General features: G+C 64.6%; 15 protein-coding genes. 7 read left to right on the forward strand and 8 right to left on the reverse strand.

Annotated features, from left to right (window positions below):
• Positions 1–24: 24 nt before the first annotated feature.
• The 5 genes from HWV67_RS17125 to HWV67_RS17145 form a co-directional block, all read right to left on the reverse strand.
• On the reverse strand, positions 25–1,419 hold the full coding sequence (locus tag HWV67_RS17125; protein ID WP_175652091.1) for an amino acid permease: 1,395 nt from the start codon (positions 1,417–1,419) through the stop codon (positions 25–27).
• A gap of 328 nt (positions 1,420–1,747) precedes the next feature.
• A complete protein-coding gene (locus HWV67_RS17130) occupies positions 1,748–2,152 on the reverse strand; it encodes an HPF/RaiA family ribosome-associated protein (RefSeq protein WP_095154499.1) in 405 nt (134 codons plus the stop codon).
• Between the two features lie 236 nt (positions 2,153–2,388).
• Positions 2,389–4,713: a TonB-dependent Fe(3+) dicitrate receptor FecA gene (gene fecA, locus HWV67_RS17135; RefSeq protein ID WP_175652092.1), complete on the reverse strand. Its 2,325-nt coding sequence runs from the start codon at positions 4,711–4,713 to the stop codon at positions 2,389–2,391.
• A 333-nt stretch (positions 4,714–5,046) separates the two neighbouring features.
• Complete coding sequence (locus HWV67_RS17140; RefSeq protein ID WP_256680145.1) at positions 5,047–5,982, reverse strand: FecR domain-containing protein; 936 nt, start codon at positions 5,980–5,982, stop codon at positions 5,047–5,049.
• Entirely contained in the window at positions 5,979–6,482 is a 504-nt protein-coding gene (locus HWV67_RS17145) for a sigma-70 family RNA polymerase sigma factor (RefSeq protein WP_175652093.1), read from the reverse strand. Before HWV67_RS17145 ends, HWV67_RS17140 begins: the two co-directional genes overlap by 4 nt.
• Before the next feature lie 196 nt (positions 6,483–6,678).
• Here HWV67_RS17145 and HWV67_RS17150 point away from each other — a divergent pair, with 196 nt between their 5' ends.
• The 6 genes from HWV67_RS17150 (at position 6,679) to HWV67_RS17175 (ending at position 12,959) form a co-directional block, all read left to right on the forward strand.
• Positions 6,679–6,984 carry a DUF3649 domain-containing protein gene (locus tag HWV67_RS17150; RefSeq protein WP_175652094.1) on the forward strand — a complete coding sequence of 102 codons (306 nt, stop codon included), beginning with the start codon at positions 6,679–6,681 and terminating at the stop codon, positions 6,982–6,984.
• Entirely contained in the window at positions 6,981–8,564 is a 1,584-nt protein-coding gene (locus HWV67_RS17155) for a PepSY-associated TM helix domain-containing protein (RefSeq protein WP_175652468.1), read from the forward strand. The genes HWV67_RS17150 and HWV67_RS17155 overlap by 4 nt, the downstream gene beginning before the upstream one ends.
• Positions 8,564–8,890, forward strand: a complete 327-nt coding sequence (locus HWV67_RS17160; RefSeq protein ID WP_175652095.1) for a DUF3325 domain-containing protein — start codon at positions 8,564–8,566, stop codon at positions 8,888–8,890. Before HWV67_RS17155 ends, HWV67_RS17160 begins: the two co-directional genes overlap by 1 nt.
• A 4-nt stretch (positions 8,891–8,894) precedes the next feature.
• Positions 8,895–9,461 carry an RNA polymerase sigma factor gene (locus HWV67_RS17165; protein ID WP_175652096.1) on the forward strand — a complete coding sequence of 189 codons (567 nt, stop codon included), beginning with the start codon at positions 8,895–8,897 and terminating at the stop codon, positions 9,459–9,461.
• Positions 9,458–10,444, forward strand: a complete 987-nt coding sequence (locus HWV67_RS17170) for a FecR family protein (RefSeq protein ID WP_175652097.1) — start codon at positions 9,458–9,460, stop codon at positions 10,442–10,444. Before HWV67_RS17165 ends, HWV67_RS17170 begins: the two co-directional genes overlap by 4 nt.
• A gap of 109 nt (positions 10,445–10,553) precedes the next feature.
• Positions 10,554–12,959, forward strand: a complete 2,406-nt coding sequence (locus HWV67_RS17175) for a TonB-dependent siderophore receptor (RefSeq protein WP_175652098.1) — start codon at positions 10,554–10,556, stop codon at positions 12,957–12,959.
• A gap of 307 nt (positions 12,960–13,266) precedes the next feature.
• Here HWV67_RS17175 and HWV67_RS17180 read toward each other — a convergent pair whose 3' ends face one another.
• Positions 13,267–14,145 (reverse strand): helix-turn-helix domain-containing protein, encoded by an 879-nt coding sequence (locus tag HWV67_RS17180; protein ID WP_175652099.1) that lies wholly within the window; start codon positions 14,143–14,145, stop codon positions 13,267–13,269.
• Between the two features lie 133 nt (positions 14,146–14,278).
• Between HWV67_RS17180 and HWV67_RS17185 the strand changes: the two genes are divergently transcribed.
• Positions 14,279–15,181 carry a DMT family transporter gene (locus HWV67_RS17185; protein WP_175652100.1) on the forward strand — a complete coding sequence of 301 codons (903 nt, stop codon included), beginning with the start codon at positions 14,279–14,281 and terminating at the stop codon, positions 15,179–15,181.
• 122 nt (positions 15,182–15,303) lie between these two features.
• Here HWV67_RS17185 and HWV67_RS17190 read toward each other — a convergent pair whose 3' ends face one another.
• Entirely contained in the window at positions 15,304–16,275 is a 972-nt protein-coding gene (locus HWV67_RS17190; RefSeq protein WP_175652101.1) for a 2-hydroxyacid dehydrogenase, read from the reverse strand.
• A 73-nt stretch (positions 16,276–16,348) separates the two neighbouring features.
• Positions 16,349–17,296 carry a LysR family transcriptional regulator gene (locus HWV67_RS17195; RefSeq protein ID WP_110969684.1) on the reverse strand — a complete coding sequence of 316 codons (948 nt, stop codon included), beginning with the start codon at positions 17,294–17,296 and terminating at the stop codon, positions 16,349–16,351.
• Positions 17,297–17,388: the final 92 nt, after the last annotated feature.

A 17,388-nucleotide genomic window follows, 5' to 3' on the forward strand; every position in this document is an offset into this window, starting at 1 on the left:
CGGTTTTTTTATGCCTGAAATTTGTCAGTAGACCCGTTCAAGTCCCGCCGCCGATTCCTTGCCGCGTTTGCGGCAGACGAAAATCCCCACCAGTGACACGCCCATTACCAGCACCAGCGTGCTGGTCGCTTCGGCGCGATGCTCCGGCGTCACCACCAGCACCGCCAGCGCCGCCGAGATAAACACGATCACGCCATAGGTCAGCCACGGGAACAGCCACATCTTCAAGGTGAGAGCATCGCCGTGCAGGCGGCGCATGCGCAGTTGGGAAATGGCGATCGCCAGGTACACCAGCAACGCGATCGCGCCCGAGCTGGACAGCAGGAAGTCGAACAGGCTGGCCGGCGCGAAGTGATTCAACGCGGCAATGAACGCACCGACCGACGCGGTGATCAGCACTGCCGTGCGCGGCACGCCGTTGCCGGACGTTCGCGCCGCCGCTGCGGGCGCATCGCCGCGCCGGGCCAGGGAATACAGCATGCGTGAGGCGATGTAGATCGAGGAATTCATGCAACTGGTCACGGCCACCAGCACCACCAGATCGACGATCAACTTTGCATGGGGAACGTTGAGCAACTCCAGCGCACGCTGGTAGGAACCGACGGTTGCCAGTTGCGGATCGCTCCACGGCACCACGGAAATCACCACCATGATCGACAGCAGGTAGAACACGCCGATGCGCCAGATCACCGAGCGGGTGGCCTTGGCGATGTTGCGCGAGGGCTCGCCTGATTCGGCTGCGGCGATGGTCACCGACTCGGTGCCGATGAAGCTGAACATGATGGTGATGAACGCACCGACCACCGCCGCCATGCCGTTCGGCGCGAAGCCGCCATGTTCGCGCATCAGATTGATGAGGCCCGCGCTTTCGTGGTTGGGCACCCAGCCACTGAGCGCCATGGCGCCGAAGCCGATGAACAGAATGATCGCAGTGACCTTGAGCAAGGCGAACCAGAACTCGAACTCGCCGTACTTCGCCACGCCGAACAGGTTGGTGATGCTCAGCAGGACGACCGAGGCCAGTGCGTAGATCCAGGTGTCCACTCCGGGGAACCACTGGTTGAGGATATAGCCGGCTGCCAGCGCCTCGATCGGCACCACCAGCACCCAGAACCACCAGTACAGCCAGCCGATGGTGAAGCCGGCCCAGGGGCCGATGGCTTTTTCGGCGTACGTGGAGAAGGAGCCGGTGTCCGGGTTGGCCACGGCCATTTCGCCGAGCATTCGCATCACCAGCACGACCAGCGTGCCGGCGGCCAGGTAGGCCAGGATAACGGCGGGGCCGGCAGCGGCGATCGCATGGCCGGAACCGACGAAAAGTCCGGCGCCGATGATTCCGGCGATGGACAGCATGGTGACGTGACGAGGTTTGAAACCGTTGGACAGTTGTCCGCCGCTGGAGTCGTTCAGGCTCGACATACTCTGCTCTTTTGAAGGGATTGTTGGAGGCAGAGACGAAGCGACGCCGCGAAGCGTTAGGAAATCAATGAAGCCGCTTCAAGGGACGTGCCTCTACGCGTGTTGTCATGGGCCGGGTCAGGCGTTCCGGCGGGAATACCTTACCTTGAGCGGTTGCGGGGGAATTGACCCGGTTGCGTCCCGGGGCTGTCGGATTACGACATGGAGGAAACACCGCAGCGGCGACCCGGAGCGCAGCCTGGCCAGCCCAGAGCCCCGTGAAGAACAAAAAAAGCCCCGGGCCTCAAGGCCAGGGGCTTTCTCTACCGTCCGCGTTACCGCGGGATTATCAGCTCAGACGAGCCTGTTCGTTTTCCAGGAATTCTTCCTGCAGCAGCCCATCGGCGTCATTGGCACTGCTTTCCTGCTGGGTGACTGCGCGTTTGCTGCGCTGCTTGCCGTAATGGTGTTCCAGCGCGTGGTTCAATTTGTCTGCGGCGCCCGCGACAGCCTTCTCCAGCGATTCGGCTTTGTGGGACACGGAAATCGGTTGATGGCCTTTTGGGCGTGCCTCCATCTGGCAGCGTTTGTCATGCGGGCCGGGCTTGTCGCCGTTTTCATCGCGCATGTGGACTTCAATTCGGGTGAGGTCCTCTTCGTAACGTTCGAGCGTGCTTTCCACCGTGCTGCGAACCCACTCGTTCAGCCGGATATTGCCTTGAATATGGTTGTCGCTGTAGACCTGGATTTGCATGGTTCCAATCCTTATTCAGCTAGCTCGCAAGAGACTGACCAGGAGCTTTGCGCTCTGTGGGAATCATTGCCTCTTGACTACAAGGTCAGGCACTTGGACGAACATTTCAACCCCCTAAAAAATAAAAATATTTTGTTTCAAGTGGGTTGGGGAATAGGGTTAGGATCCGGTAGATAAGTTGCATGGGGGCATTTCACTCTTGCCCAGGAAGGGCCGCAACGCGGCCCCCAGGGTCTTCAGAACGCCACGGACGTTTGCAGGTAAACCGTGCGCGGCTCACCCACATACTTGCCCTTGTTGTTGTCGTCGAACGAGCGCGTGAAGTACTCACGATTGAAGATGTTCTTCACCCCTACCGCCACGTTCAGGTTCGACAGTTGCGGACCGAAGTCGTAAGCCGCGCGGCTGCTGAACAGCATGTAGCCAGGGATGCGTCCGGTGCTGCCGTCGGCGCTTTCTGCCGAGGTGTTGGCGTTGTCGGCAAACTGGCCGCTCTGGTAGGTGCTGTCCAGGTTGAGCTTCCACGCACCTTCGCTGTAACCCACGCCCAGTGTGCCCTTGTGCCGCGACGAGAACGGCACGCGGTTGCCCTTGTTGGCGCCGTCTTCGCGGATGGTGGCGTCGACGAACGCATAGCTGGCGTACACATCGAAACCGGCCAGCGCCGGGGTCAGCCCGTCGAGCGCGTATTTCACGCTGGTTTCCAGGCCCTGGTGACGGGTTTCGCCACGGGCGATGACGCTGTCGTTGGTCTGGTTGCTCTCGTACTGATTGTCGAAGTTGATGAGGAACAGGCCGGCTTCTGCCTGCAAGTTGCCGTTATCGTAGCGAGTTCCGACTTCCCAGGTACGCGCCTTCTCCGGCTTCACTTCACCCTGGTTCACGCGGTTCGGCATCTGGCTGTACTGCACGCTGCCGAACGAGCCTTCGGTGTTGGCGTAGAGGTTCCAGCTCTCACTCAGGTGGTACATCACGTTCAGTGCCGGCAGGGCGGTGTTGTAGCTGCCCTGGTAGTCCTTGCCGGTGAGGTTGTTGTTCTGCCGCGAGTCGATCATCTCGTAGCGGATACCCGGGGTGATGGTCCACTGGCCGATGTCGATGCGGTCATCGAGGAACAGCGCATGGGCTTCGGTGGCGCCGCGGGTGTCGCGGTCGTTGAGGCTGGCGGTGGACGGCAGGCGATTGGCGCTCACCGCTTCCATGAAGCGCAGTTCGTGGCCGGCCTCGTTGACATAGCGGTAGCCGAGGCCGACTTCGTGGTGGCTGTCGCCCAGCGCGAAGCCCTGGGTGAAGCGCGTCTCGATGCCACGCACCCAGTACTCGCGCGGCGACAGCGAGATCGAGTTGCCCTGGCGCAGGTAGCCGCTGCGCAGGGTCTTGGTGAAGAAGCTGTTGACGCTGAACTGGCGCTCGCCTTCCTTGTAGTCGTAGCCGGCGTTAAACATGGTGCGACGGCCCCAGAACTCGTCCTGCAGGCGGGTCGACTGGTACGGATCGGCGTCGTACGCAGCCGTGCTTAGGCCGCCGGGCATCTCGGCTTCGCCCTCGTAGTACTGGGCCGTGGCGTGCAGGCTGTTGGCTTCGTCGATCTGGAATTTGCCCTTGAGGATCAGGTCGTCGATCTGCGTGTCGCTGTGCTCGCGCCAGTCGCCGCCGCGGGTGCCGGAGTAGAGCAGGGCGCCACCGAGGCCGTTGTCGGCGGTACCGCCGGCGAGCAGGTTGGCGCTGCTCTTGAAGCCGTCGTGGCTGGACGACGGGCTGGTCTGGGTTTGCAGGCCGGCCTTGACGGTCGGCTCGTCCGGGATCGCCCGGGTCACGAAGTTGACGATGCCGCCGACGTTCTGCGGCCCGTAGCGCACCGCGCCGCCGCCGCGCACCACGTCCACCGCGTCCATGTTGCCCATGCTGATTGGGGCAAAGGACAGTTGCGGCTGGCCATAGGGCGCGAAGGGCACCGGAATGCCGTCCATCAGTACCGTGGAGCGCGAAGCCAGGCGTGGATTGAGGCCGCGGATGCCGAAGTTCAGCGCCATGTCGTGGCTGCCGGTGCCGTTGTTTTCCGGCGCGTTGACCCCCGGGATACGGTTGAGCACTTCCCGCGCGCTGCTGGCGCCGGTGCGTTCGAATTCTTCGCGGCGGATCACGTCACGGGCACCGGCGTGCTCGAAGACGTTGTCCTGCGCCGCGTCGCCGAGCCAGTCGCCCACCACGCTGGAAGCGCCCAGTTCGACCGGCGCACTGGCGGCGCTGCTCACCGGTTGCAGGCTGAAGGCGTTGTTGCCCTCGGCGCGGGCGTACAGGCCGGTGCCGTGGAGCAGCGCGGCGAGGGCTTGCTCTGCCGTGAAGTTGCCGCTCAGGCCGTGGCTTTGCAGGCCCTGGGTGACCTCCGAACCGAAGGAAATCAGCACGCCGCTTTCCCGGCCGAACTGGTTCAGGGCGTTTTCCAGCGGCATCGGCGCGATCTGGTAAGTGCGCGCCGGGGCATCGGCGGCCTGGGTCGGGGCGATGGCGCTGAAGGTCAGCAGCAGGGCGAGAGCAAGCGGGCTTGGACGCAAGGGCATTTCGGGATCCTTGAGAAGTCAGGAGCGGAAGGGTTCTGTCTTCTCTGTCACGCGAGGAGCGGAAAACGGCTCACGGGTTTTGAAAATAATTCACAGCGCAGTGGATGGGTGGTTTGAAAACACCCATCAGGCCTAATGCCAGCCAGTTAACGTTTTGGCGCCTATGTTGGGGCTGCTTTGCAGCCCTTCGCGACGGTTCGGCGCCCCGACAAGCTCGCTCCCACACACTTGCACCTTGGCCAGGATCCTGTGGGAGCGAGCTTGTCGGGGCGCCGAACCGTCGCGAAGGGCCGCAAAGCGGCCCCAATGGGTTTAACTGACAGGCATTACCCATCAGGCCCGGCCTTCCACCGTCACCCAATACCGCGTAAACCGCTTCACCCGGACCGGCAACGCCACTTCCAGCAGATCCAGAATCCGCTCGCTGTCCGCCAGTGGATAACTCCCCGACACCAGCAACCCCGCGACCTTCGGATCGCAATTGAGCTGCCCGCGACGGTAGCGACCCAGTTCGTCGAGGAATTCGCCCAGCGGCATATGCGCGGCCACCAGCATGCCGTCGACCCAGGCGCCGCTGTTGGCGTCCAGCGGGCGTCTGGCGCTCCAGCCGCTGGCGTCGAAGCGGGCCTGGCGGCCGCTTTCCAGCAACGCACCATCAAGGCCGGCGCTGCCCTGAAACACCGCCACGCTGCTGTGCCGCGACCACTGGCGAACGTTGAAGCGCCCGGCGGAAAGGTCCAGCAGGCCGTCGTCGGTCTGTACCCGCAACGGGCGACTGTCATTGGCCACGGTTAGCAGCAACTCGCCTTCGAGCAGGTGAATCAGGCGCTGCTCGGCGTCGAAACGCACATCGGCGGCGCTGGCGGTGTTCAGGTGCAGTTGGCTGCCGTCGTCCAGGCGCATTTGCCGGCGCTGGCCCAGCGGGCTGCGGTAGTCGGCCAGCAGCGGTGTCAGAGTGTGGTTGGCCTGCAGGCCGAACCCGACGGCGCTGCCGGCGCCCAGCAACAACAGCATTTTCAGCGCACGACGACGGCTGGCCGAGGCGGGCGCCTGCAAGGTGGCATGGGCCAGCGGCGAGGACAGTCCGCCCAAACGCTGGTTGACCCGCTGGATATGCGCCCACGCCCGGCGATGTTCTTCGCTGGCCTGCAACCAGCGCTCCATGGCCAGTTGCTGACGGTGATCCAGCGTGCCGCCCTGGAGTTCGATCAGCCAGTGCACGGCCTGCTCGGCCACTTGATGGGAAAACGCGGGATTGGGTGTGTTCACAGGGCGAAATAGCAGCGCAGGGCGGCCTTGTTCAGATGGCGTTTGACCGTGGCCAGGGAAATCCCCAGTTGCGCGGCGATTTCGTTGTAGGTCAGGCCGTCGACCTGGGCCAGCAGGAAGGCGCGCTTGACCTGCGCCGGCAGGCCGTCGAGCAGGCGGTCCAGTTCCAGCAGCGTGTCGAAGATGATCGCCCGGTGTTCTTCCGACGGCGCGACCTCTTCCGGCAGTTGCGCCAGCGCCAGCAGGTAGGCGCGCTCCAGCTCCTGGCGGCGGTAGTGGTTGAACAGCACGCGCTTGGCCACGGTGGTGAGGAACGCCCGCGGCTCGTTCGGCGCTGGCGCTTCGCGGGCCTGGAGCAGGCGCATGAAGGTGTCTTGCGCGAGGTCTGCGGCGCTGTCCGGGCAGCCGAGACGGCGCCGCAACCAGCCGGTCAGCCAGTGGTGGTGATCGTGGTAAAGACCTTCGACCGAGGAAGACAGGGCGGTTGGGGCACTGGGCACCGTGGACACTCCGGCGCCGGGATGCGCAACAGAATAAGAATAATTCGCATTGTATGAGTGAAAGCCGGAATTCGGCAATCGGACGTTGACTGGCGGTCTGCAGGAATCACGTCGCGAGGGCGTCGGTCAGACAGTTTTGCTTGTGAGAATCCTTATCATTTATATTGGCGGCCTTTTCCGCCCTGGAATCTCCCTCATGAAAAGCAAAGCCGCCGGGCTGCCCTTGAGTTACCGCATGGCCGTGGCGTCTCGCTGCCTCGCGGCGCTGCTCGGCGGCTACCTGCTGGCGGCGATGGCCAGCGTCTGTTTCAGCCTGCTGCTGCCGATTCCCCGGGCCGAAGCGGTGCTCAGCGGGATGATGCTGTCGTTCCTGTTTTACCTGGGGGCGTTCATCTGGGTCTTTGCTGCGCGCAGTGCGTGGCTGGCCTGGTTCGGCGTGCTGGCGCCGAGTGCGGTGTTGGGGGTGATCAACGGACTGACGTGGTGGGTGACCAACGCATGAAAGAGGGCTTTCGCCAGGCCATGGCCTGGCTGCACACCTGGGCCGGACTGATTTTCGGCTGGCTGCTGTTCGCGATTTTCCTGACTGGCACGATGTCTTACTTCAAGTCCGAGATCACCCACTGGAGCCAGCCGGAAATCCCGGTGCGCCCGCTCGACGGCGCCGCCAGTCTGGCGATGGCCCAGGATTACCTGCAACGCAACGCCGCCGATGCCGGCAGTTGGTTCATCCAGTTGCCGCACGCCCGCGAGCCGGCGCTGACGCTGGGTTGGCGCGCGCCCGGCGCCGGGCGGCGCGACTTCACCGAAAAGACCCTTGATCCTGCCAGCGGCGCCGAAATCACCCCGCGTGACAGCCTGGGCGGCGAGTTCTTCTACCGCTTCCATTTCCAGTTGGAAATGCCGTACCCGTGGGGCCGCTGGCTGTCCACCTTCGCCGCGCTGATGATGCTGGTGGGGCTGGTGACCGGGATCATCACCCACAAGAAGATCTTCAAGGAGTTCTTCACCTTCCGCCCCGGCAAGGGCCAGCGTTCCTGGCTCGACGGGCACAACGCGATCGGCGTGCTGGTGCTGCCCTTCCACCTGATGATCAGCTACAGCAGCCTGGTGATCTTCATGTCCATGGTCATGCCGGCGAGCATCCTCGCCAGCTATGGCAACGACACCCGGGCGTTCTTCAACGAGGTGTTCGGTCCGCAGCCCACCATCGAGCGGGCCAACCAGCCGGTGCCGTTGCAGTCGCTGGCGGCGCTGCACCACAAGATCGTCGAAGCCGCGCCGGGCAGCTCCATCGGCTGGGTCGAAGTGCAGCAGCCGGGCGACCTCAATGCGCGAATTCGTTTCATCCCCGAAACCGGCGCGCACATTGCCCGTCAGCGCGGTGTTGGCTGGGTGGTCGAGGGCGCTGGTGGCACCCTGGCCTACAGCGAACTGGCCAACCCGGCACCGGTGCTGATCGCCGGTGGTTTCTACGGTCTGCACATGGGCGAGTTCGCCGGGCCGCTGCTGCGCTGGCTGTACTTCTTCTTCGGCCTGGCCGGCACGGCGGTGATCGGCACCGGCCTGGTGATGTGGCTGGGCAAGCGCCAGCTCAAGCACGCGAAAAGCGGCACCCAGCCGTTCGAACTGCGGCTGGTGGAAGTGCTGAACATTGCCAGCATGAGCGGGCTGATTCTCGGGATCGCCGGGTTCTTCTGGGCCAACCGCCTGTTGCCGGTGGCGCTGGAAGGGCGCTCCGGCTGGGAGGTGAACGCCTTCTTCGGCGTCTGGCTGCTGGGCTTGCTGCATGCGCTGCTGCGACCGGGCCGCAAAGCCTGGGGCGAACAACTGGCGCTGGCGGCGCTGGCCTGGGGCGGGCTGCCGCTGCTCAACGGCCTGACCACCGACGCCGGCCTCAATCACTCGCTGGCTGCTGGCGACTGGGGCATGGCCGGCTTCGACCTGACGGCCCTGGGTTGCGGCCTGTTCTTCGCCTGGACCGCCAGCAAGATGCTGCGCCCACCGGTGCAGGCGCCAAAGCGCACGCCGAAAGCGGCGAAGGCCGCACCGGTAGCCACCCGTGAAGTGGAGGTGCACTGATGCTGGCCATTGCCCTGTTTGCCTTCGCCGGTTCTGCTGCTTTGTGCCTGGCCATGGAAAAGCATTTCAGCGACCTGCTCGGACGCAAACCGACCCCGCGCCAGCTCAAGGGGCTGCGTGTCGCCGGCTGGCTGTTGATGGCGTTGGCCCTGGCCGCCGCGGTGCATCACAGCGGCTGGGCGATGGGCCTGGTCGAATTGTCCGGCGTGCTGATGGCCGGCCTGTGCCTGTGGGTGTTCGCCTTGCCGTACCGGCCGCGCTGGCTGCTGGGGCTGGCGGCGGCGAGCCTGTTGCTGGCGCCGTTTTCCGCACTGGGGCTGATCTGAACCGATGAGCGAACCCCTCGACCCGCCGTCCACCGACGCCCCGGCCCGCGCGCGCTTTCTCCAGGTGTTCCTGGCCCAGCGTGCGCGCATGGAAAGCCTGGTCAGCCGGCGAGTCGGTTGCCGGGCCACGGCGGCCGATCTGGTGCAGGAGCTGTTCCTGCGCTTCTGGCGTCGGCCGCAGGTCGAGGTTGAATCGCTGGACAGCTACCTGATGCGCTGCGCCGGCAATATCGCCATCGACCACCTGCGCAGTGAAGGCGCTCGCGAGCGGATCAACGACAACCTGCCCGAACCCATTCAACAGACGCTGGAAAGCGAGCCCCAGGCCGCGCTCGAAGCCGACAGCGACCTGCGCCGGATCGAGGCGGCGCTGCGGGAATTGCCCGAGCGCACCCGGCACATCTTCTTGCTCAACCGCATTCACGGCCGCACCTACAGCGAGATCGCCAAGGTCATGCAGGTGTCCCAAAGCGCGGTGGAAAAACATATGATGCGGGCCCTCGAGGCCTGCAAGGCGAGTGTCGCCGCAGAGCCCGAGCTGCCCCGCAAGCCTGGAACCGCGCCGCGATGAACGCTTCAGCCACTCCCCAACAGCAGCAGATGGCCCTCGACTGGCTGACCCGCATCAGCGGGCAGCCGGCGCTGGCCGACGGCGCCGCCTTCAAGCGCTGGCTGCTGGCTGATCCTGCGCACGCGCGGGCCTATCGCGAGGCCCAGGCGCTATGGCAGCGCAGCGCGGAACCGGCGGCGCGGCTGGCGCAGGAAGAAGACGCGGCGTTGCAGGCGTACCTGCGCGCCATGGATCGGCCCGCTGCGGCACCCGGGTCGCGGATCGGCCGGCGTGTTGGCGGACTGGCCGCGGCGGCAGCGGTGGTGTTGATGGTCAGCGTCGGCGCCGGTTGGCATCCCGGCGACTGGTTGCGCGACCTCGGCGCGGACTATGTGGCCGACGTCGGCCAGATCCGCCAGGTGACCCTGGCAGACAACTCGCAGCTCGTGCTGGATGCCGACACCGCCATCAGCGTCGATTTCAGCCAGGGCCAGCGCCGTATCGAACTGCACCGCGGCGCGGTGTTCTTCCAGGTCAGCCATACCGGCGAACCATTTATCGTCGAAGCCGAGGGCGGCCGCACCGAGGTGCTGGGCACGCGCTTCGAAGTCCGTCGGCAGCAGGAAGGCGCCGAGGTCACGGTGCTCTCTGGCCGGGTCGGCGTTACCGCCGCCGAAGGCCAGCCGCAGCAGGTGCTCGGCGCCAGTCAGCAAGTGAATTACCGCGACGGCAGCGCCGGCACTGTCCACGGTGTCGACAGCGAAAGCCGCCTGGCCTGGCGCCAAGGCTGGCTGAATTATTACCAGGCGCCGCTGGGCCAGGTGGTGGACGACCTCGCCCGTTATTACCCGGGGCGCATCGTCCTGCTCGGCGATGAACTGGCGACGCGCAAGGTCAGCGGCAGCTTCCCCAGCAACGACCCGCTGGCGGCCCTCGATGCCCTCGGCGCGGTAGCCGGATTCCAGCGTCACACCCTGCTCGGGCGGGTCACGTTGCTGCGCTGAAAAAATATTTTCAGATTCAGGTGAGGTATCCCGCGACGGCGTCCGTGTAGTGAGTGGAAGTGCGATTGATTCGCATATATGAAAGCTTCTCTCTCACAGGTTCATCGGCATGAAGGCAAGATCGGCGGTGGTTCACAGCATTTCAATCGGTGTGGCGGCGGGGCTTATGGCTGCCTGCGCGGTTCCGGCGTTCGCCGCCGAGCAGGTCGAGCAGGTCTACGCGTTCGACCAGCCGGGCAAGCCGTTGCCCCACGCCCTGAGCGATTTCAGCCGGGTGACCGGGCTGAGTGTGGTCTACACCGTCGATCTGCCGAACCTGCAAGCGCCCGCACTCAATGGCCGCCTCAGCGCCGAACAGGCCCTGCAACGCCTGCTGGCGAATTCCGGCTACGGCTACCGCCGGATCAACGCCCGCACCCTGACCCTCGAACCGCTGGCCCGCGATGCTGGTGCCCTGAACCTGGACGCCACCACCGTCTCTTCGCAGCGTGACGGCGTTGGCAGCTACCGCCAGCCGGAGACCAGCTCGATCATGCGCGGCGCGGCGTCGAGCATGGAAATCCCTCACGCCATCAACGTCGTGCCGGAGCAGGTGCTCAAGGACCAGACCCCGCGCAACCTCGACGACGCGCTGTACAACGTCAGCGGCATCACCCAGGGCAACAACTTCGGCGGCACCTCCGACACCGTGATGAAGCGCGGCTTCGGCGACAACCGCGACGGCTCGATCATGCGCGACGGCATGCCCATCGTGCAGGGCCGCAGCCTCAATGCCACCACCGAGCGGGTCGAAGTGCTCAAGGGCCCGGCCTCGCTGCTGTACGGCATCCAGGACCCGGGCGGGGTGATCAACGTGGTCAGCAAGCGTCCGCAACTGCAGAGCTACAACGCCATCAACCTGCGTGGCTCGACCTACGGCGACGGCAAGAACGGCAGCGGCGGCGGCATCGACAGCACCGGCGCGCTGGGCGACAGCGGGCTGGCCTACCGGATGGTGCTGGACCACGAAGACGAAGATTACTGGCGCAATTTTGGCGTGCACCGCGAATCGCTGGTAGCGCCGTCGCTGGCCTGGTACGGCGAAAACACCCAGGTGCAACTGGCCTACGAGCACCGCGAGTTCCTCTACCCGTTCGACCGTGGCACCGCGATCGACCCGCGCACCAATCGCGCGCTGAACATCCCTCGCGAGCGTCGCCTGGATGAGCCGTTCAATGATATGGAAGGCCGCTCCGACCTGTACCGGCTGGAAATCGACCACCAGTTTTCCGATGACTGGAAAGCCCACTTCGGCTACAGCTTCAACCGCGAAACCTATGACGCCAGCCAGGTCCGCGTGACCGGCGTGAATACCACCGCCGGCACCCTGACCCGCAGCATCGACGGCACCCGTGGCTCGCTGAGCACCGACCGCTTCGCCACCCTCAGCTTCGACGGCAAGGTGCAGATCGCCGGCTTGCAGAACGACCTGCTGTTCGGCGTCGACAGCGAGTACCGCAAGATCTACCGCTCCGACCTGATCCGCCAGACCAGCCGCAGCACCTTCAGCTACCTCAATCCGGTGTATGGCCGTGAAGTCGAGGGCACCACCGTTCGTGCCACCGACAGCGACCAGACCGACAAACTGCGCAACGACTCGATCTTCTTCCAGGACTCCCTCCACCTGGACGAGCACTGGATTCTGGTGGCGGGTGCGCGCTGGCAGACCTACGACCAGCTCGCCGGTCGCGGTCGCCCGTTCAAGGCCAACACCAACAACCAGGACCAGGCCTGGACGCCGCATGCCGGCGTGGTCTATCGCGTCGATGACACCCTGTCGTTCTATGGCAGCTACAGCGAATCGTTCAAACCCAACTCCAGCATCGCCCCGCTGACCGGCGGCCTGGTGCTGGACTCGGCGATTGCGCCGGAAGAGGGCAAGTCCTGGGAACTGGGCGCCAAGCTCGATCTGCCGGACTCGCTTAGCGCCACCGTCGCGCTGTTCGATATCACCAAGCAGAACGTGCTGGTTTCCAACTTCGATACCACCACCGGTGACACCGTCTACAGCAACGCCGGCGAAGTGCGTTCCCGTGGGCTGGAAGTGGATGTCAGCGGCCAGTTGAGCGAGCGCTGGAGCCTGATCGGCAGCTACGCCTTCACCGATGCCGAAGTGACCAAGGACCCGGATTACAAGGGCAACCGTTTGCAGAACGTGGCGAAGCACAGTGGCTCGGTGTCGGCGGTGTATGACGTCGGCAGCGTGTTCGGCGGCGACCGCCTGCGGGTGGGCGCGGGCGCGCGTTATGTGGGTGAGCGGGCGGGGAACCCGGTCAACGACTTCGACCTGCCGTCCTACACCGTGGCGGATGCGTTCGCCAGCTACGAGACCCGGCTGGACGAGCACAAAGTGCGCTTTCAGTTGAACGTGAAGAACCTGTTCGACAAGACCTACTACACCTCGGCGGTGAACCGGTACTTTGTGGCGGTGGGGGATTCGCGGCAGGTGAGTTTGTCGAGCACGCTGGAGTTCTGACACATCTCGCAGCTCACCAACCTGTGGGAGCGGATTCACCGGACGCCGGACCGCCGCGAAGGGCCGCAGAGCGGCCCCAAAACCATCCCGCACGAGGTGGCGGTCTATGTCCGGCATTTCTTTCGACTGCCAGGACGCTTGAATGTGATAACCAGTTCAGCCAGAAACAGTGTGCTGGATGGATTTAGGGCCGCTTTGCGGCCCTTCGCGGCGGTCCGGCGTCCGGTGAATCCCACAGGACCGCGAGTGGCTGACGGTTTGCGATTGCCTGCAAGATGTGTAGATACCCATGCAGCGATGAGACCCTTCAACCTAACCGCAACGCCAACCGATAAGCCCCCGGCGTCGCCCCAACCGCCTGCCGGAACCGGTTGCTGAAATGACTGGCGCTGGCAAACCCGCACGCCAGCGCCACTTCAACCAGTGGCAGATCCCCGCAAGCCAGCAACTGCCGTGCCTTGGCCAGGCGCCGGGCCAGCAGGTACTGGTGCGGCGGCAGGCCGAAGCTCTCTCGGAACATCCGCGCAAAATGGTATTCGGACAGGTTGCACAGCGCCGCCAGTTCGCTCAGGCCAATGGACTGTTCCAGGTGGCTGTCGATGTAATCCACCAGTTGCCGGCGCTGGTGCGCGGCCAGGCCACCCTTGCGCTTGAGCCCTTCACGCAAGCCGACTTCGCTGAGAATTGCGTGGCTGAGAATCTCGTGGGCCAGGCTGCTGGTCAGCAGGCGTTCGCCGGGTTCTTCCCAGTTCAGGGTTATCAGTTGGTGAAAGCGCCGTGCCTGCTCCGGGTCTTCGACGAAGTCCGCCTCGCGCAGTTGCAGTTCGCGGGGTTCGCGGTCGAGCAGGGTCACGCAACCGAGGGCGAACTGTTCTTCGCTGATGTACAGGTGGGCCAGGCGGATGTTGCCGTTGACCACCCAGTTCGAGACGCAGCCGGCCGGCATGATGCACAGCTTGTTCGGGGCGCCTTTGGTGGCCGGGCGTTCACGGCGGAAGGTGCCGGTGCCGTCGGCGATGTAGCACGACAACGTATGGTGGCTGGGCGCCTCGTAGTCGCGGGCGTCATGGCGGTTGCTCCACAGGGCCGCGGCCATGCCGTCGCCGAGCTGCGCGCTATGTTCCAGGCGAGCGTGGGGGGACGCGTGCATGGATTTGAAAACCTGTAACTGATCGAGCGCGGTCATGGTGGCTACCTCCGACGCCATCCTACGCCTGTGAACCGGGTCTGACAGCGGCTGACCCGACAAAAGCGCAAGTTTGTGCAAGCGGCCCGCCCGAACGGCGCGGGACACTGACGGCAACCTTGGGAGGCTTGCCATGAACCTGTCGCTGTATCTGCTCACCGTCCTGATCTGGGGCACCACCTGGATCGCCCTGAAACTGCAACTGGGCGTGGTGGCCATTCCGGTGTCCATCGTCTGGCGCTTCGCCCTCGCGGCGCTGGTGCTGTTCGCCGTGCTGTTGCTGACACGCAAGCTGCAACCGATGAACCGCCGTGGGCATCTGGTCTGCGTGGCGCAGGGGCTGTGCCTGTTCTGCGTCAACTTCATGTGCTTCCTGACTGCCAGCCAGTGGGTCACCACCGGGCTGATCGCCGTGGTGTTTTCCACCGCCACCCTGTGGAACGCGCTGAATGCGCGGCTGTTCTTTGGCCAGAAGATCGCCGCCAACGTGCTGTTGGGCGGTGCGCTGGGTTTGAGCGGGCTGGGGCTGCTGTTCTGGCCGGAGCTATCCGGGCAGGCCGCCAGCCATGAAACCCTGATGGGCTTGGGCCTGGCGCTGGCCGGCACGCTGTGTTTCTCGGCGGGGAACATGCTTTCCAGCGTGCAGCAGAAAGCCGGGCTGCGGCCGATGACTACCAACGCCTGGGGCATGGCCTATGGCGCGGGGATGCTGGCGACGTACTGCCTGGTCAGCGGGATTCCGTTTGCCATGGACTGGAGCGCGCAGTACGTCGGGTCGCTGCTGTATCTGGTGATTCCGGGGTCGGTGATCGGCTTTACCGCGTACCTGACGCTGGTCGGGCGCATGGGGCCGGAGCGGGCGGCGTATTGCACCGTGCTGTTCCCGTTGGTGGCGCTGAATGTGTCGGCGGTGGTGGAGGGGTATCAGTGGACGGCACCGGCGTTGATGGGGCTGGTGTTGGTGATGGTGGGGAATGTGTTGGTGTTCAGGAAGTCTCGGCCCAAGGCGGTGAATGCGGAGGCGGTGTTGAGGTAGCGAGACGGTATTGGATGGTTCTGGGGCTGCGCTGCAGCCCTTCGCGAGCAAGCTCGCTCCTACAGGGGAGGGGATCGCGTTCCTCTGTAGGAGCGAGCTTGCTCGCGATTAGCGTTAAGCGACTACTTCCAGACCTGCGGATTCACCAGATCCCGCGGCCGCTCGCCCAACAGCGCCGCCCGCAGGTTGTCGATGGCGCGGTTGGCCATGGCTTCGCGGGTCTCGGCGGTCGCCGAACCGACATGGGGCAAGGTCACCGCATTGCTCAACGCAAACAGCGGCGATTCGGTCAGCGGCTCTTTCTCATACACATCCAGCCCCGCGCCGCGAATGACGCCGTTCTGCAACGCTTCCACCAGCGCCGCTTCATCCACCACCGGCCCGCGGGACACGTTGATCAGGAACGCGCTGCGCTTCATCTGTTGTAGCTGTTCCGCGCCGATCAGGTGTTTGGTCTGCGCACTGAGCGGCACCACCAAGCAGACGAAATCCGCTTCGGCCAGCAACTGCTCAAGACTCACATGGCGCGCGCCCAGTTCCTGCTCCAGCGCTTCCTTGCGGCTGTTGCCAGCGTAGATCACCGGCATGTTGAAGCCGAAACGTCCGCGCCGCGCGATGGCCGCGCCGATGTTGCCGAGGCCGACGATGCCCAGGGTCTTGCCGAACACGTCACTGCCGAACTGCGCCGGGCCGACGGTGGCCTGCCACTGGCCGGCCTTGGTCCAGGCGTCCAGTTCGGCGGTGCGCCGGGCAGCGCTCATGATCAGGGCGAAACCGAGGTCGGCGGTGCTTTCGGTCAGCACGTCCGGGGTATTGGTCAGGGCCAGGCCGCGTTCATTGAAATAGGCCAGGTCGTAGTTGTCGTAGCCCACCGACACGCTGGACACCACCTCGAGTTTCGCGGCGTTTTCCAGTTGCGCGCGGCCCAGCTTGCGGCCTACGCCGATCAGGCCGTGGGCCTCGGGCAGGGCTTCGTTGAACTGCGCGGCGATGTCGCCCAGCTTCGGGTTGGGCACGATCACATTGAAGTCTTGCTGGAGGCGTTCGACCATCGGCGCGGTAATGCGACTGAAGGCAAGGACGGTCTTTTTCATCGGCGAAATCTCTGCGGGCGGTGGAGAATGGGTAGCACGCTATCATTCCCCGCCGCCGCTGTGCAGCAAGATTTCAGTTGGCCACGCGCAGCTCGTGGGTCTTCAGGTCGGCCTCGTGGGCGGCGAGGATTTCCGGCAGGGAGTTGCGCAGGTACTCGACCCAGGTCTTGATCTTGGCATCGAGGTACTGCCGCGACGGGTAGATCGCGTACAGGTTCAGCTCCTGCAAGCGGTACTCGGGCATCACCCGCACCAAGCTGCCGTCGCGCAGGCCGTCGATTGCCGAGTAGATCGGCAGCACGCCGACGCCCATGCCGCTGCGGATCGCGGCTTTCATCGCGTCGGCGGAGTTCACCTGGAACGGCGCGTGGGTGATGTTCACCACTTCCTGGCCTTCCGGGCCGTCGAACAGCCATTTCTCCAGCGGAATCACCGGGCTGACCATGCGCAGGCAGGCGTGCTTGAGCAGGTCCGAGGGTTTCTGCGCGATGCCGTGCTGGGCCACGTACTCAGGCGATGCGCAGACGATGCTGTAGGTAATGCCCAGGCGCTGCGAGACGAAACCGGAGTCCGGCAGCTCGCTGGCCAGCACGATGGACACGTCATAGCCTTCGTCCAGCAGGTCTGGCACGCGGTTGGCCATGGTCAGGTCGAAGGTCACGTCCGGGTGGGTCTGGCGGTAGCGGGCAATCGCGTCGATGACGAAATGCTGGCCGACGCCGGTCATCGAATGCACTTTCAGTTGCCCGGCGGGGCGGGCGTGGGCGTCGCTGGCCTCGGCCTCGGCTTCCTCGACATAGGTGAGGATCTGCTCGCAGCGCATCAGGTAGCGCTTGCCGGCCTCGGTCAACGCGATGCGCCGGGTGGTGCGGTTGAGCAGGCGGGTTTGCAGGTGCGCTTCAAGATTGGAAACCGCCCGCGAGACGTTCGCGGTGGTTGTATCCAGTTGCACGGCTGCGGCGGTGAAGCTGCCGACTTGCGCGACGCAACTGAAAGCACGCATGTTTTGCAGGGTGTCCATGGGGCGCTCTCAAGGAAGACGACAGAATTGTGACATGAAGTAACCAGGCCGGTCTTGCGACTAAAGCCGGATTATCGCCAATTCGGTAACAA

Source organism: Pseudomonas sp. Marseille-P9899 (assembly GCF_903166565.1).
GTDB classification, from domain to species: Bacteria; Pseudomonadota; Gammaproteobacteria; order Pseudomonadales; family Pseudomonadaceae; genus Aquipseudomonas; species Aquipseudomonas huaxiensis.

Coding starts and splice junctions, on each gene's coding strand:
- HWV67_RS17180 (WP_175652099.1), bottom strand. CDS start 14,145: ATGACCGCGCTCGATCAGTTACAGGTTTTCAAATCCATGCACGCGTCC.
- HWV67_RS17130 (WP_095154499.1), bottom strand. CDS start 2,152: ATGCAAATCCAGGTCTACAGCGACAACCATATTCAAGGCAATATCCGG.
- HWV67_RS17170 (WP_175652097.1), top strand. CDS start 9,458: ATGAACGCTTCAGCCACTCCCCAACAGCAGCAGATGGCCCTCGACTGG.
- fecA (WP_175652092.1), bottom strand. CDS start 4,713: ATGCCCTTGCGTCCAAGCCCGCTTGCTCTCGCCCTGCTGCTGACCTTC.
- HWV67_RS17175 (WP_175652098.1), top strand. CDS start 10,554: ATGAAGGCAAGATCGGCGGTGGTTCACAGCATTTCAATCGGTGTGGCG.
- HWV67_RS17160 (WP_175652095.1), top strand. CDS start 8,564: ATGCTGGCCATTGCCCTGTTTGCCTTCGCCGGTTCTGCTGCTTTGTGC.
- HWV67_RS17190 (WP_175652101.1), bottom strand. CDS start 16,275: ATGAAAAAGACCGTCCTTGCCTTCAGTCGCATTACCGCGCCGATGGTC.
- HWV67_RS17150 (WP_175652094.1), top strand. CDS start 6,679: ATGAAAAGCAAAGCCGCCGGGCTGCCCTTGAGTTACCGCATGGCCGTG.
- HWV67_RS17195 (WP_110969684.1), bottom strand. CDS start 17,296: ATGGACACCCTGCAAAACATGCGTGCTTTCAGTTGCGTCGCGCAAGTC.
- HWV67_RS17165 (WP_175652096.1), top strand. CDS start 8,895: ATGAGCGAACCCCTCGACCCGCCGTCCACCGACGCCCCGGCCCGCGCG.
- HWV67_RS17125 (WP_175652091.1), bottom strand. CDS start 1,419: ATGTCGAGCCTGAACGACTCCAGCGGCGGACAACTGTCCAACGGTTTC.
- HWV67_RS17155 (WP_175652468.1), top strand. CDS start 6,981: ATGAAAGAGGGCTTTCGCCAGGCCATGGCCTGGCTGCACACCTGGGCC.
- HWV67_RS17185 (WP_175652100.1), top strand. CDS start 14,279: ATGAACCTGTCGCTGTATCTGCTCACCGTCCTGATCTGGGGCACCACC.